The organism is Helicobacter monodelphidis, assembly GCF_003288845.1.
Lineage (GTDB): Bacteria > Campylobacterota > Campylobacteria > Campylobacterales > Helicobacteraceae > NHYN01.
The window spans coordinates 130,360-142,842 of record NZ_NHYN01000004.1 but is presented as its reverse complement, the minus strand read 5'-3'; the positions used below and the strand labels follow the sequence as shown (position 1 = coordinate 142,842).

Here is a 12,483-nt window from a genome sequence, read left to right as displayed (position 1 = left end):
GCATTTATGAATGTTCTATGCCCTTTTGTGCTTAGGTGCGGGGGCGGTTTGTTTTTTTGGGTTGTGTGTGGGCGGGGCGGATTGTTTTTTTTCTCCAAATTAGCGAGAAAATAGCTTTTGCCAAAGTCAAGCAAATACACGCGATTATCCCTATCCACAAGGATATTACTAAGATTAATTGTGCATGGGCATTTTGGTTGTTTTTGTATGGTGGCTTATATTGCAAGGGTGCAAAAAGTAAGATTCTATACAACAATAAAAAGAGCAAAACCGCTTAGAATCTTTCTTTAAGACAAGTTGCATACGATTGCTCACCAAAATAAATATTAAAAAATAACGCAGAAATAACAAGAAATCCTATCTTTCTCACAAGCTATCATTCAGCTTCCTAGCTTTAGAAAATTAAGATAGAACCCCATGTTTTTAAGACACCAATTCTATAATTTGATTGACTTAGTCCCGCGATTCTACTTCTTCACCTCTTTTCTCACTTCCGTGATACTCTTGCCACCAAACCCATAATTATCCGTGTCGATTTCATCGATAATGACAATAGTTGAAGCTTTGTTCTTTTTTAGCACTTTGGCTAAAAGATCGGTAACACCCTCTATAATCTCCTCTTTTTGCTCCTTTGTAGGCTCTCCATTTTCTTTTGTGATTCTGATATTGACAAATGGCATATTATTCCTTTTTAATTTAAAATATTTAAGTCTAATCCTAGTCAAATTTTTACATTCAAAACATTTTCTACCTTTTTATAACCTCTAAAAATAAGAAAAGATATAAAAAATTAAAAAATCCTAAAAGAAGAGAAAAATTTTGGAAAATGGCAAAGGAGAAAAAAGGGGGGGAAGGTTATTTCACCTCAAACCTAGTGAAAATCCCTCACACAAACAACTACGCTACAGCAACTTTCTTTCTAACTTCCTTGATACGTGCTGCTTTACCACTACGATTACGCAAATAATAGAGTTTTGCACGGCGAACGCGTCCAACGCGTAAAAGCTTAATACTCTCCAAGCTATCACTATATAGCGGAAATATTCTCTCCACACCCACTCCATTTGCCGCTATTTTACGAGTAACAAAAGTTTTTCCTGCACCCTCACCACGAACTGCGATACAAATACCCTCAAAGTACTGAACTCTACTCTTATCACCTTCTTTAATATGGATACCTAGCCTCAAGGTATCCCCTGCCTTGAATTGTGGAATCTCTTTACTGCCTATTTGTGCCTTTTCAAAATCCGCAATGTACCTATTTTTCATTTACATTCCTTTTGGTATAGTAAGTATTTTTGATAAAGATCTGGGCGGTAATACCGCGTTTTTGCCTCTGAAAATCTCACTTTTAAAGCCTTTATTCTAGCATGATTTCCCTTTGAATACTCTGAAGGTGGCAAGAGAAAATGGTCTATTTTTTGCCTAGAAAAACATGGAGGCTCTAGCAAATATGATTCAAAACTTTCTTCTTTTAAGGATTCTTCATTTCCCAATACACCGTCAACATACCTTGAAATTGAATCACAAAATGCCAAAGCAGCAATTTCTCCACCTGTCAAAACAAAATCACCTAAACAAAAAACCTCATCAGCACATTCTTCAATTACACGTTCATCAATTCCCTCATAACGTCCACACACAAAAACGATATGCTTTTTTTGTTGTGCAAGTCGCTTAGCATCGCAACTCCTGAAAGGTTTAGCAACAGGAAGAACAAAAACAATATGTGCATTTTGGTCAAGCGAACGAATATGCCCCAAAGCATTGTACAAAGGTAAAGAATCTAAAACCATACCCGCTCCACCCCCAATTTGAGGAGAATCCACCTTATGATGACGATTTAAGCTAAATTGCCGAAAATTAATAATAGAAAGGGAAATTAACCGCTCATCTATTGCTCTTTTGAGAATAGAATCCTTAAAATAACCCTCAAGCAATGAGGGAAAAAGCGTTAAAAAACTAAAATGCATCAACTCGCCTGCAAAATATCTTTAGCCCCTTGAGTGATGATTTTTATACACTCCGGACAACCCACCACCCTTGTTGTCTGAACAATAAAACGTTCGGTGTATGGAAGCATAAAACGACTCGGCTCACCCTTTTTTTGTAAATCCTGATGAGTCTGAATCACCAAATAATCGATATCACCGATACGTTCAATCTCAACTACCTCTCCTAAAGTCTCGTTGCTTTCGATAACACTAGCCCCAATAATCTCAAACCAAAAAAACTGCCCCTCTTGCAAGGCACACCATTGACGTGTTTGCTCTTCAGAACAACTTAAAAAATGCCCAACAAAAACTCTTGCCATTTCAGGTGTGGTAATATTTTCAAAGAAAATAAGGGATTGCTTAGAATCATATTGCTGAATGACGACAGACTGCCGATTGCAAAAAAAAGACCGTCCAGACAAAATAACATCTGGAAAATCGCCTAACAAATAAAGCTTCATTGCACCTTTTAAACCAACACTCCGCCCTATTTTACCAACAATGACTTTTTGACTCATTAAAAATCATCAACGGCTTTAACCGTAATTTTATAGGAACAACCATTCTTAGCTTTACAAGCTGCGACAAGTGTCTTGATTGCTCCTATCATCTTGCCATCTTTACCAATCAAGCGACCAGTATCCTGGCTCGACGCAAAAATTGTAATCTGGATAAAATTACTCTCAATCTTTTCACTTTCAACACGTACAACAGAGGGATTAATAGCTATCTTATGAACAAATTGTTCCACAAATCGTTCAATCACGCTTCTATCCTTACGCTTTTGATTGGTGGGCTGTTTTATGACCTGTTAAAATTGCAACTCTTTCACTCATCTTTGCACCAACACCAACCCAATACTTCAAACGCTCCATATCAAACTTCACTCTATCTTCTTCTTTTAATGGATTATAATAACCAATAGATTCAATCCAGCCACCATCTCGTCTTTTGCGACTATCTGTTACGACAATCCGATAGAAAGGCTTTTTTTTGCGACCCATTCGGGTTAATCTCACCACAGTCATAATAACTCCTTGAATATTCTATAAAATAAAAACGCCATTTTAAGCCATTAACGCTTAAAATTTCACTAGATATTTAGAAAATAGTATATTCTTTTAAAATTTCTATCTATTTTCTCCCTAATTGCCCCATCTTAGCTTGTTGCATAAGATTCATCATATCAGCCATTCCGCCTTTTTTATTGGAAAACTTCTTTGCTATCTTTGCTGCATTATCAAATTGCTTAATTAATCGATTTACATCAGCAACACTTAATCCAGCCCCATTTGCAATCCTTTTGCGACGACTTCCATTCAACAATGAAGGATCTTCGCGTTCTTTTGGTGTCATAGAATTCACAATTGCACGAATATGTTTAATCTCCACTGAATTTTCCAAATCGACATCTTTCAGTGCACTTGCCATATTGCCCATTCCAGGAATCATCGATATAATAGACTGCATAGAACCCAGTTTCTTCACATTTTCAAGCTGTGCAAGAAAATCATTAAAAGTGAAGCTACCCTTTTTAATTTTTTTGGCAACTTCCTTTGCCTCCTTAGGAGAAATAACGCTTACACTTCTTTCTGCCAAAGTTGCAATGTCCCCTGCTCCCATCAAACGCCCGACAACACGTTCAGGAATAAAAGGCTCAATATCAGCAATTTTTTCACCATTACCAATAAAACGCAAAGGTAATTCCAATTCATACGCCACAGAAAGTGCAATCCCCCCCTTGCTATCGCCATCAAATTTGCTTAAAATCACACCGCTAATACCAATTTCTTGATGAAAAGTTTTAGCAGCACGAATACCGTCTTGTCCACTCAAACTATCAGCAACATAAAATGTTTCAAAAGGATTAATTGCATTTTTAATTGCTTTCAATTCTGCCATCAATTCTTCATCAATCGCTAATCGCCCAGCAGTATCCAACAAAAGCACATCATAGAGCCCAGATTCCGCTTGTTTCAAAGCTTGTTTAGCAACCTCAACGGGATTACTCTCATTATCCAGTGCGAAAAAATCTACCTCAACTTGCGTACTTAATTGCCGTAATTGTTCCACAGCAGCCAATCGTTGCAAGTCACAAGCCGCGAGCAGAATTTTTTTACCCTTACCTTTCAAAAAATGTGCCAACTTCGCTGTTGTTGTTGTTTTACCACTACCTTGAAGTCCAACCATTAAAACGATTGTTGGTGGCGTATGAAAAAATACAAACCCCTGATGGCCACCTCTATCTAAAACTGCATTTAAACCGCTTTTAATTGCTTCTAAAAAATTCTCCCGCCCGATACCTTTTTGTTTTGTTTGAGACTCGACATGCCTTAAAAGCTCCTTGACAACCTTAAAATGCACATCAGCCTTCAATAATGCCTTTTTCAAATCGTCTAACGCCCGCTTTAACGACTTTTCATCGTCGGAAAAGCGAATTTTATTGATTGCACCCTTAAAGGATTCACTTAAGGTATCAAACATTACTTTACTCCTAATTTTTTGCCCACCATTTTAGCTTAAAAATAGTTAATGTCGCATTAAGGATAGCTGGAACTCTGTTTGCTTGTGAGTTGCAAATTTTTTCAAGGCAAGGAGACAAAAAATGCGTTTTTTTATAACATTCTTAATAATGTGGAATGTGGGCTTTGCAGCAAATTTTCAAGGATACGAATTTAATGATATTTCCGTTCGTTGCCCAACAGCGGGGAAAAAAGCTCCACAAGTTACACGCGTAGAAGTTGTTAGAATTCTCTCAAATGGAGGTGGCATCGAAAACTTTGACTATGGGCAAACGCGTAGTTACCAAGAACACAACGATGATGAATTTAAAATTGTTACTCTCGTTTGTGGTTATGGTGGAGGAAGTAGAGATTTTGCAACCTATGGTGGAGCACCCTCAAAAATTCTTGCAACAAGGGAGATTGACACTAATCGAGATGGAATTGTTGATGGCTTTTTGACACTCTGGGATGTCGGTGGTAAAATTACAGGAACACAGTTCTTCTATCAAAGTCCTTCAGTTGATGGTAGCGGTAGCAAGAATGTCACTATCTTTATCCCATAAAAGGAGCTATATACCGTGCAAAATACAGAAAAACTACAACAACGATTAGAATCTCTGAAGTTACAAGGAAACAAACAACAAAAATCTATTTCCTTGCGTGACGAGAAATCCCAAAAGTGGATTGCAGAAAACCTTAAACTTCTTTCCATTCCTAAAGAATCACTGGAAACAACAACAGAAATTTTAGAAACACTTGAAGATATAAAAATTGTTTGGTTGCATATGGAAGAATGTTCAGGTTGTAGCGAAAGCATTTTGCGCAGCTCCCTACCCACATTTGAAACTTTGATTTTTGATGTTATGCGGATTGAATACCACGATATGCTAATGGCAGGTAGCGGACATCAATGCAAGGAAAATCTGGAACGTATTGTTAAGGAAGGAAAATATATCCTTCTGGTCGAGGGAAGTATTTCATTAGGGAGTGGTGAATTTTATGTTACCATCGGTTCAGGGGGTAAAAGTGGGGCCGATGAAATTAAGGAATTAGGAGAAAAGGCTCTTGCCATCTTTGCTGTGGGTTCTTGTGCTTGCTATGGAGGCATTCAAGTCGCTTATCCCAATCCAACCCACGCCTACCCCATTAAAGAATTATTACCACACAAAGATATTGTGCAAATTGCTGGTTGCCCACCAAGCGACCGTAATATTGCGGTTAGCTTGATGAGTTTTTTTCTATTTGGTGAAACTCCTGAAAGTGATGATTTGGGGCGTCCACTCTGGGCTTATGGTAAATGTTTGCATGATTTATGTGAACGAAAAAGTGCATTTTTAGCCGGTGAATTTGTTGAAGAATTTGGTGATGAAAAAGCTATAGCAGGGGCATGCTTATATAAGGTTGGTTGCAGAGGTCCCTATGTTTTTAATAATTGTCCAAAAATCAAATTTAATGACAAAATCAGTTGGCCCATCGCTGCCGGACATGGCTGTCTTGGTTGTTCAGAGCCTGATTTCTGGGATACAATGGCACAATTTGAAGAGCCAATGGGAAATAATATCTACCATTTTCCAACACCTGTTATTCAGCCCAAACTACCGCCCTATCAAACTTGTAGCACAAAAATACCCAATTATTCACTAGAATCCTTGAATCAATCACCATTCTTAACCAAAGAACACACTTTAGGGATTGTACTTGACCACAATTATGAAAGCTACTTGTTTTGCTCTCAAGATTCTCAACTTGTTGCAATCAGTCAATTTGAATTTGAAACAAATCCACGTTTGCTTCTTGAAAAATTACAAAATAAAACAAAACAACAAGCCTCTTTGTTTCAGAATTACTCTTTAAACTTTAAAGACGCTTATACATCATTACCTCCATTGGCAGAAGAAATGAGTAAAAACTTATTTGATTTTTATAAAACTTTAGCTCTATGGATAGGAAAGAATGAGGATTTTTTTGACTTAGCTCATGCTTTTCATCACCCACACGAAAGTCTCTATCCGCTCAAATTCAAACAAAAAGATAATCTGTGGCAGGTTGATTATTCTAAATTTATAATAAATTATCTTGCATACGCCATTGGTGGGCTTGATTGCTACGGGCTTGCGTATGGTGCTATTGTTAGCTATGCAAATGATATTGCGGAGGTTCTTTTAGAGATTACCAGACAACAAGAAACACAGCATTTATGGCTATGTGGTGATGGATTTGCCGATTCTTTATTGCGTGAAAAAACCCTTAAAAAACTAAAACCTTTTCAAGAAAGAATCTATATTTTAGTCTAAGGAGATAGTATCTAAACTATTGAGCAAATGTGGAAAATGGGACAAATAAGGACGAATATGCAGAGGGATCTTTAAGGTACGCATTCTTTCTTTAAACTTCCTATGTTCTCTTAAAGAATGCTGGATATGGTATTTTTTGAAAGGAGACACAAGAATATGGTTACGAAAAATACCCACGGCAATTTCTCCACCTATCACTCCCTCAAAAGATTGTTTAAGTATCTCTTCTCTTTGCTTTAGAGATGGAACATAGCCTAGAATCTTGCAAGCCTTTGTAATGGCCTGTAGGTTTTGTAAATCACCATCCATTAAAAAGAAAATTAATTCTTCTTGAATATGAAATGTAAAAGGATAAAGAACTCTGCATTCTTCCTGTAAAATTTGAAAGCTTTGAACAATAGGCTTCACATGCGCATCAATAAGACTTTGTGGAAGAATCTGGCGAATCTGGTTGCGTTTATATTTTTTATCATTATTAGATTCATCTTCAAAAAAATGATGGTTATTATCTTGCAAAAATGAATATAGTACTGATTTTGGCGTATGCAACAAAGGACGTACCAAAAAATAAGAGGTTTTTAACCCCCTCTTTTCTAAAAAATTTGCCCCAATCAAGCTAGACAATCCCCCACCCCGCAACACCGACATCAACAACCATTCTAAGCGATCATTTAATTGATGTGCAAGAATCAAAGATTCATAGCCTTCTTTTTGAATAATTTGTTCAAAAAATTTATATCGCACCCGCCTTGCTTCATGCTCAAAATTATATACAATGCAAGGTGAAGAATGAATAAAAATCCTTTTTTGATACTGCTCTGCAAGTGTAAGTGCATAATCTTGTTCCAAACAACTTTCAGGACGTGTGTGGTAATTGACAAATGCCATATCAAAGGAAATATTATGCTTTAATAATAAAAAAAATAACGCTGAAGAATCAACACCGCCAGAGAATGCAAGAAGATTCTTTGTTGTTTTTAAGGTATCGTATCCCAATAATTCAATCATATTTTTGCACAAGTGTTGCAATCAAAAACCCCTCATCAGAGACTTCTGTGATACGTGCAAGATAGTAGCCAAGATTCAAATCGCCTTCATATTCTACCTCATTGATTAAAATTTCACCATCAACTTCAGGAGCCCAACGCATATCCCTTGCTTTATATAAAAAATCATACTCGCTTTCGCCCTCTAAAATCACTGGTATTATAGAGTTCTTCATCTTTTGCAAGGATTGCTTTTGCTGTTGAATCACAATAGAATCAAGCTGCTTCAAACGTTGATGGATTATTTTTTGGCTAATCTTAGATTCAGCTTTATTCTGATACGCCCAAGTCCCCTCTTCATCAGAATAACCAAAAAGGTTGACACGGTCAAAGCTAAAATTATTTAGAAATGCTTTCAATTCATTGAATTCTAATTCACTCTCTTCAGGATAACCCACAATTAAAGAAGTACGAATAAAAGAATCCGGAATATCCCGCATTTTTGTTAAAATCTCCAAATGTTTTTTTGCGTTCACGCCTCGTCGCATACGTCTCAATACAGAATCTGAAATATGCTGAATGGGCATATCAAAATAATTTTGAACAATGGGTGATTGGGCAATGCAGTCAATCAACTCAAGGCTTGTGGTCGATGGATAGAGATATAAAAAACGCACACTTCGAATACCTGCTACTTGCTCTAAAGCCTTAATTAACTGGATCAGCCCATCCTTAATACCCTTATCAAGCAAATATGAGCTTGAATCTTGTGCAACAAATGAAAAATCGCAATAACCCTTTGCTATAAGATTCTGTACTTCTTTGACAATGGATTGAATGCCACGCGACTGCAATTTACCTTTAAATTGTGGTATCGCACAAAAACTGCACTGCTGGTTACAGCCCTCGCTAATCTTTACATAAGCATGAACCACAGAAGCAGTGATTACACGTTCATGGGAATCATCATTTAAAAATGTCTGTGGCGTAAACTCTCCCTTTCTTTGTTCAATCATCTCTAAAATATGGTCATAATCGCCCACTCCTGTGATAATATCAATCTCACTCATCTCTTTTTGAAGTTCCTGCCGGTAGCGTTCCGATAAACAACCACTAACAACAAGAATTGCACCCTCCTTTCGGTCACGCATTGCATCAAAAATTGCTCTTAAACTCTCTGACTTTGCAGCCTCAATAAAACCACAAGTATTAACAATAATAACATCAGCTGAATGAATATCATCAATCACCTCATAATCTTTAAGTTGCCCTAACATCACCTCACTATCAACAAGATTTTTAACGCAACCTAAAGAAATTAAATGCAACTTCTTAGATTCTCTTTGCATTTTAGCCCTTTAACCATATTTTTGCTGTCTGCTTTAGGGATTCCACATTCTCACTTGCAAAATATAAAACTTCTGTATCGGGATACTTTTCAAGCGTATAGCAAGAAGTGATATATTCCATAATTGCCTCTCCTGAGTGAATCAAAAGAGGTTTATTGGAAAAATATTCACTCAATGCAGTTGCCAACATTGGAAAATGTGTACAACCCAAAATAATAGCGGCGGGAATAAAAGATAAATGCTTAAAATAATAATCAAAAATAGAAAAAAGCAAATCTTGTTGTGTAACACCCTCTTCAACAAAAGGGACAAATAAGCTTGTTGCGATACTATACACACATTTATAACCTAAATTCTGTAATGACTCCGCATATTGATTACTTTTAATCGTTGCTTTTGTGCCAATCACCAAAATAGGTGCATTCTTATCCCGAATACGATTCGTTAACGCTAACACGCCTGGCTCAATAACACCAATAACATCTATTTTTGCCTCCTGCTTCAATGTTTCAAGTCCAAACGCACTTGCAGTATTGCAAGCAACAACACACAAGTCAATCCCAAATTCTTCCAAAAAACGCAAAGCCTCTAAAGAATAGCGAACGATTGTTTCACAATCTTTCACACCATAAGGCACCCTTGCAGTATCTCCAAAATAAATAATCTGTTTGAACGCATGGGAATATAAAAGACTCTTAAGAACACTCAAGCCCCCTATACCACTATCAAAAACCCCTACTCTCAAAAATTAACCCTCATTCATAATACTTAAAAATTCTTCATTATTTTTTGTACTACGCATTTTTTCATAAAGAAAATTTAATGCCTCAACTTCATTATTCATCTGTTGCATTACATTTCTTAATGTCCAGACCTTTTGCAGTTTCTCGGCACCTAACAAAATTTCCTCTTTACGCGTCCCCGATTTTAAAATATCCATTGCTGGATAAATTCTTCTATCAGCAATATGCCTTGCAAGGACAATTTCAGAATTTCCTGTTCCCTTAAACTCCTCAAAAATGACTTCGTCCATTCTTGAACCCGTTTCAATAAGGGCAGTTGCAATAATCGTTAAACTCCCACCTTGCTCAATATTTCTTGCTGCACCAAAAAATCGCTTTGGTTTATGCAAAGCATTCGCATCAACACCACCACTTAAAACCTTGCCACTGCTTGGCGTTGCAGTATTATAAGCCCTCGCTAAACGCGTAATGGAATCTAGCAAAATCACAACATCTCGCCCCATCTCTACACTTCTTTTTGCCTTTTCAACAACCAATTCTGCTACACGAATGTGATTAATCGCTGGAACATCGAATGTAGAGCTATATACATCACCTTTTACGCTCCGCTCCATATCTGTCACCTCTTCTGGACGCTCATCAACAAGCAACACAATTAATTCAACCTCTGGGTGATTGCGTTCAATTCCTTGTGCAAGCTCCTTCATTAACTCTGTTTTACCTGTCCTAGGAGGTGCAACAATCAAAGCACGTTGCCCCTTACCAATCGGCGAAAACAAGTCAAGCATACGACCCGTAATTTTACAAGAGTCATATTCAAGTTTCAGTTGTTGCGTGGGAAAAAGTGGCGTCAAATTGTCAAATAAAGGACGGTTCTTCATCTCTTCAAATGCTTGATAATTAATTGCCTCAATCTTTAATAACGCATAATAACGCTCTTGATCTTTTGGAGGACGCACCTGCCCTGTAACAATATCTCCATTGCGTAAGGCAAACTTACGAATCTGGGTGTTGCTTACATAAGCATCATTTTGCGAATCTGAAAGATTCTCATTCATCGCCCTCAAAAATCCATGCCCCTCACTCATTACTTCAAGAATACCGGTGAACAGGATATATCCACCCTTACTAACTTGTGATTTTAAAATTTCAAAAATCAACTCTTGACGACGATACTCTTGTGGGTTTTCCACACCCAACTCCAGAGCAATTTTTAAAATATCTCCTAAAGGTTTTGCACGTAATTCTTCAATCTTGTAACCCTCTACAGGCGTGTGTGTCCTTGTTTTCCCATTAGAGGAGGGTTCTTTTACTTTTGCAGTATTATTGCTTTCGCTCATAATGTTGGAATCCTTTTTGCTTAGGAAGTTTAACTTTCACTTTTGGGAAAGATTTTAAGGTAGAAACGAAGTTCAAATTTGTTTCCGTGTTCCAGAATTTTAATCAAAAAACAACTATTCTGTCAAGTGTTTTTAAAAAATCTGATGTTTTAGAGTATCTTAAGACTTTTATCTAAAAACTTATCTAATTTTTAAGAAAAAAAAGCTACAATGAGAGAATACTTGTAGTAAAAAGGAGTTTATCATGAGAATTGCTAGTTCATATGCACCAGTCATGCCTGTCGCCACGGAGGGCGCTGTATCTGCAATCAATGCGACTAATCCTCTATATTCGGCAGCTTACACGCCCACACAATTTGATTGGTGGGGTATTATATCAGCACAGTTAGGTACACGTGTCACGGATATGCTGAAGGAAAGTGTTTATGGTTTTCAAGGTAATTTTGCAAGTACCTTACAAGAACACAACACAAATCCAGCAGAGGCATTTCGCTTTGCCCTAGAAAATGAGATTCGCTATGCACAAAGACAACAATTTACACTTAGCCAGGAAGCAGAAGCACAAAATACGCAAATCAAACGGGCTATAATTGAGGTTAAATCTGATTTGTGGCTTGAAGAAGAGGCACGTCAAGCAGCAGCAGAGTTAGCAAAATTAGAGGCTTTAGAAAAATCACAGTCTGCAGAATCTATTGTAATAGAAGAATCCAAGACAGCTGAAGCAACGCAATCTATAAAGGAGATAAAGGATCAAGCACAAGCAGAAGAAATTAAGGATTCTGAATCTAAAGGAGATATTGCCACCGAAAAAGGTGCTGACGGAGAACCTCTTGACCACAGTGAACAACAATTTTTGATGGAGCTAAAAGCTACTGATGCACATGTAAGAAGTCATGAAGCCGCACATTTAGGAGCTGCCGGAGGATTGGCACGTGGAGGGGCAAGTTATTCTTATACAAAAGGACCTGATGGGAATCTGTATGCGACTTCTGGAGAAGTATCTATTGATACCGGTTCTACAGGAGACCCCAAAAAAGATGTGCAAAAAGCAAGACAAATTCAAGCCGCAGCAATGGCACCAAGTGACCCAAGTCCTCAGGATTATCGCGTCGCAGCGAGTGCTGCAATGATGGAGATGAAAGCACAGATTCGGCTTTCCCAAGAATTCTCGCAAGAGATTCATAAAGAGGAAGGGCGCAAGAGCTATCAAGAAAATGTAGATTCTCTGGAGCGTTCACGCCGGGCTAACCCCCCCTTTAGAATTGTTGCCTAA

General features: G+C 37.5%; 15 protein-coding genes. 4 read left to right on the top strand and 11 right to left on the bottom strand.

All coding sequences use genetic code 11. The features are described from left to right. Positions 1-35: 35 nt before the first annotated feature. Positions 36-278 (top strand): hypothetical protein, encoded by a 243-nt coding sequence (locus tag CCZ01_RS03295; RefSeq protein WP_112051810.1) that lies wholly within the window; start codon positions 36-38, stop codon positions 276-278. A 189-nt stretch (positions 279-467) separates the two neighbouring features. Here the strand turns inward: CCZ01_RS03295 and CCZ01_RS03290 are convergent, their stop codons facing one another. From CCZ01_RS03290 to ffh, 7 genes are all read right to left on the bottom strand, one after another. Next, the gene (locus tag CCZ01_RS03290; RefSeq protein WP_112051809.1) at positions 468-680 is read right to left on the bottom strand and encodes a 2-hydroxymuconate tautomerase family protein; all 213 of its coding nucleotides are present in this window, start codon (positions 678-680) and stop codon (positions 468-470) included. 217 nt (positions 681-897) lie between these two features. Beyond that, positions 898-1,269 (bottom strand): 50S ribosomal protein L19, encoded by a 372-nt coding sequence (rplS, locus tag CCZ01_RS03285; protein WP_112051808.1) that lies wholly within the window; start codon positions 1,267-1,269, stop codon positions 898-900. Beyond that, positions 1,266-1,973 carry a tRNA (guanosine(37)-N1)-methyltransferase TrmD gene (gene trmD / locus CCZ01_RS03280; RefSeq protein WP_112051807.1) on the bottom strand — a complete coding sequence of 236 codons (708 nt, stop codon included), beginning with the start codon at positions 1,971-1,973 and terminating at the stop codon, positions 1,266-1,268. Before trmD ends, rplS begins: the two co-directional genes overlap by 4 nt. After that, positions 1,973-2,512: a ribosome maturation factor RimM gene (gene rimM, locus CCZ01_RS03275; RefSeq protein ID WP_112051806.1), complete on the bottom strand. Its 540-nt coding sequence runs from the start codon at positions 2,510-2,512 to the stop codon at positions 1,973-1,975. The genes trmD and rimM overlap by 1 nt, the downstream gene beginning before the upstream one ends. Next, positions 2,512-2,760, bottom strand: a complete 249-nt coding sequence (locus CCZ01_RS03270) for a KH domain-containing protein (RefSeq protein WP_112051805.1) — start codon at positions 2,758-2,760, stop codon at positions 2,512-2,514. The genes rimM and CCZ01_RS03270 overlap by 1 nt, the downstream gene beginning before the upstream one ends. Before the next feature lie 10 nt (positions 2,761-2,770). Beyond that, entirely contained in the window at positions 2,771-3,022 is a 252-nt protein-coding gene (gene rpsP, locus CCZ01_RS03265; protein WP_112051804.1) for a 30S ribosomal protein S16, read from the bottom strand. 106 nt (positions 3,023-3,128) lie between these two features. After that, positions 3,129-4,478 (bottom strand): signal recognition particle protein, encoded by a 1,350-nt coding sequence (gene ffh / locus CCZ01_RS03260; RefSeq protein ID WP_112051803.1) that lies wholly within the window; start codon positions 4,476-4,478, stop codon positions 3,129-3,131. Between the two features lie 121 nt (positions 4,479-4,599). Here ffh and CCZ01_RS03255 point away from each other — a divergent pair, with 121 nt between their 5' ends. Together CCZ01_RS03255 and CCZ01_RS03250 are read left to right on the top strand one after the other, a co-directional pair. Next, positions 4,600-5,061: a DUF4879 domain-containing protein gene (locus tag CCZ01_RS03255; RefSeq protein WP_112051802.1), complete on the top strand. Its 462-nt coding sequence runs from the start codon at positions 4,600-4,602 to the stop codon at positions 5,059-5,061. 15 nt (positions 5,062-5,076) lie between these two features. Beyond that, entirely contained in the window at positions 5,077-6,792 is a 1,716-nt protein-coding gene (locus CCZ01_RS03250; RefSeq protein ID WP_112051801.1) for a hydrogenase small subunit, read from the top strand. Here CCZ01_RS03250 and tilS read toward each other — a convergent pair. Genes tilS through rho form a run of 4 tightly spaced genes read right to left on the bottom strand, consistent with a single transcriptional unit; the run spans position 6,784 to position 11,210 of the window. Further along, a complete protein-coding gene (tilS, locus tag CCZ01_RS03245) occupies positions 6,784-7,821 on the bottom strand; it encodes a tRNA lysidine(34) synthetase TilS (RefSeq protein WP_112051800.1) in 1,038 nt (345 codons plus the stop codon). The genes CCZ01_RS03250 and tilS overlap by 9 nt on opposite strands. Beyond that, on the bottom strand, positions 7,793-9,127 hold the full coding sequence (rimO, locus tag CCZ01_RS03240; RefSeq protein ID WP_112051799.1) for a 30S ribosomal protein S12 methylthiotransferase RimO: 1,335 nt from the start codon (positions 9,125-9,127) through the stop codon (positions 7,793-7,795). The genes tilS and rimO overlap by 29 nt, the downstream gene beginning before the upstream one ends. A gap of 1 nt (position 9,128) precedes the next feature. Next, positions 9,129-9,872, bottom strand: coding sequence for a glutamate racemase (gene murI, locus CCZ01_RS03235; protein ID WP_112051798.1), 744 nt, complete (start codon positions 9,870-9,872; stop codon positions 9,129-9,131). A 3-nt stretch (positions 9,873-9,875) separates the two neighbouring features. After that, positions 9,876-11,210, bottom strand: coding sequence for a transcription termination factor Rho (rho, locus tag CCZ01_RS03230; RefSeq protein ID WP_112051797.1), 1,335 nt, complete (start codon positions 11,208-11,210; stop codon positions 9,876-9,878). A gap of 244 nt (positions 11,211-11,454) precedes the next feature. Between rho and CCZ01_RS03225 the strand changes: the two genes are divergently transcribed. After that, a complete protein-coding gene (locus tag CCZ01_RS03225; protein ID WP_112051796.1) occupies positions 11,455-12,483 on the top strand; it encodes a putative metalloprotease CJM1_0395 family protein in 1,029 nt (342 codons plus the stop codon).

Excerpts from the sequence above, each read along its gene's own strand:
- CCZ01_RS03290 (WP_112051809.1), bottom strand. The coding sequence starts at position 680 with ATGCCATTTGTCAATATCAGAATCACAAAAGAAAATGGAGAGCCTACA.
- rplS (WP_112051808.1), bottom strand. The coding sequence starts at position 1,269 with ATGAAAAATAGGTACATTGCGGATTTTGAAAAGGCACAAATAGGCAGT.
- trmD (WP_112051807.1), bottom strand. The coding sequence starts at position 1,973 with ATGCATTTTAGTTTTTTAACGCTTTTTCCCTCATTGCTTGAGGGTTAT.
- rimM (WP_112051806.1), bottom strand. The coding sequence starts at position 2,512 with ATGAGTCAAAAAGTCATTGTTGGTAAAATAGGGCGGAGTGTTGGTTTA.
- rpsP (WP_112051804.1), bottom strand. The coding sequence starts at position 3,022 with ATGACTGTGGTGAGATTAACCCGAATGGGTCGCAAAAAAAAGCCTTTC.
- ffh (WP_112051803.1), bottom strand. The coding sequence starts at position 4,478 with ATGTTTGATACCTTAAGTGAATCCTTTAAGGGTGCAATCAATAAAATT.
- CCZ01_RS03255 (WP_112051802.1), top strand. The coding sequence starts at position 4,600 with ATGCGTTTTTTTATAACATTCTTAATAATGTGGAATGTGGGCTTTGCA.
- rimO (WP_112051799.1), bottom strand. The coding sequence starts at position 9,127 with ATGCAAAGAGAATCTAAGAAGTTGCATTTAATTTCTTTAGGTTGCGTT.
- rho (WP_112051797.1), bottom strand. The coding sequence starts at position 11,210 with ATGAGCGAAAGCAATAATACTGCAAAAGTAAAAGAACCCTCCTCTAAT.
- CCZ01_RS03225 (WP_112051796.1), top strand. The coding sequence starts at position 11,455 with ATGAGAATTGCTAGTTCATATGCACCAGTCATGCCTGTCGCCACGGAG.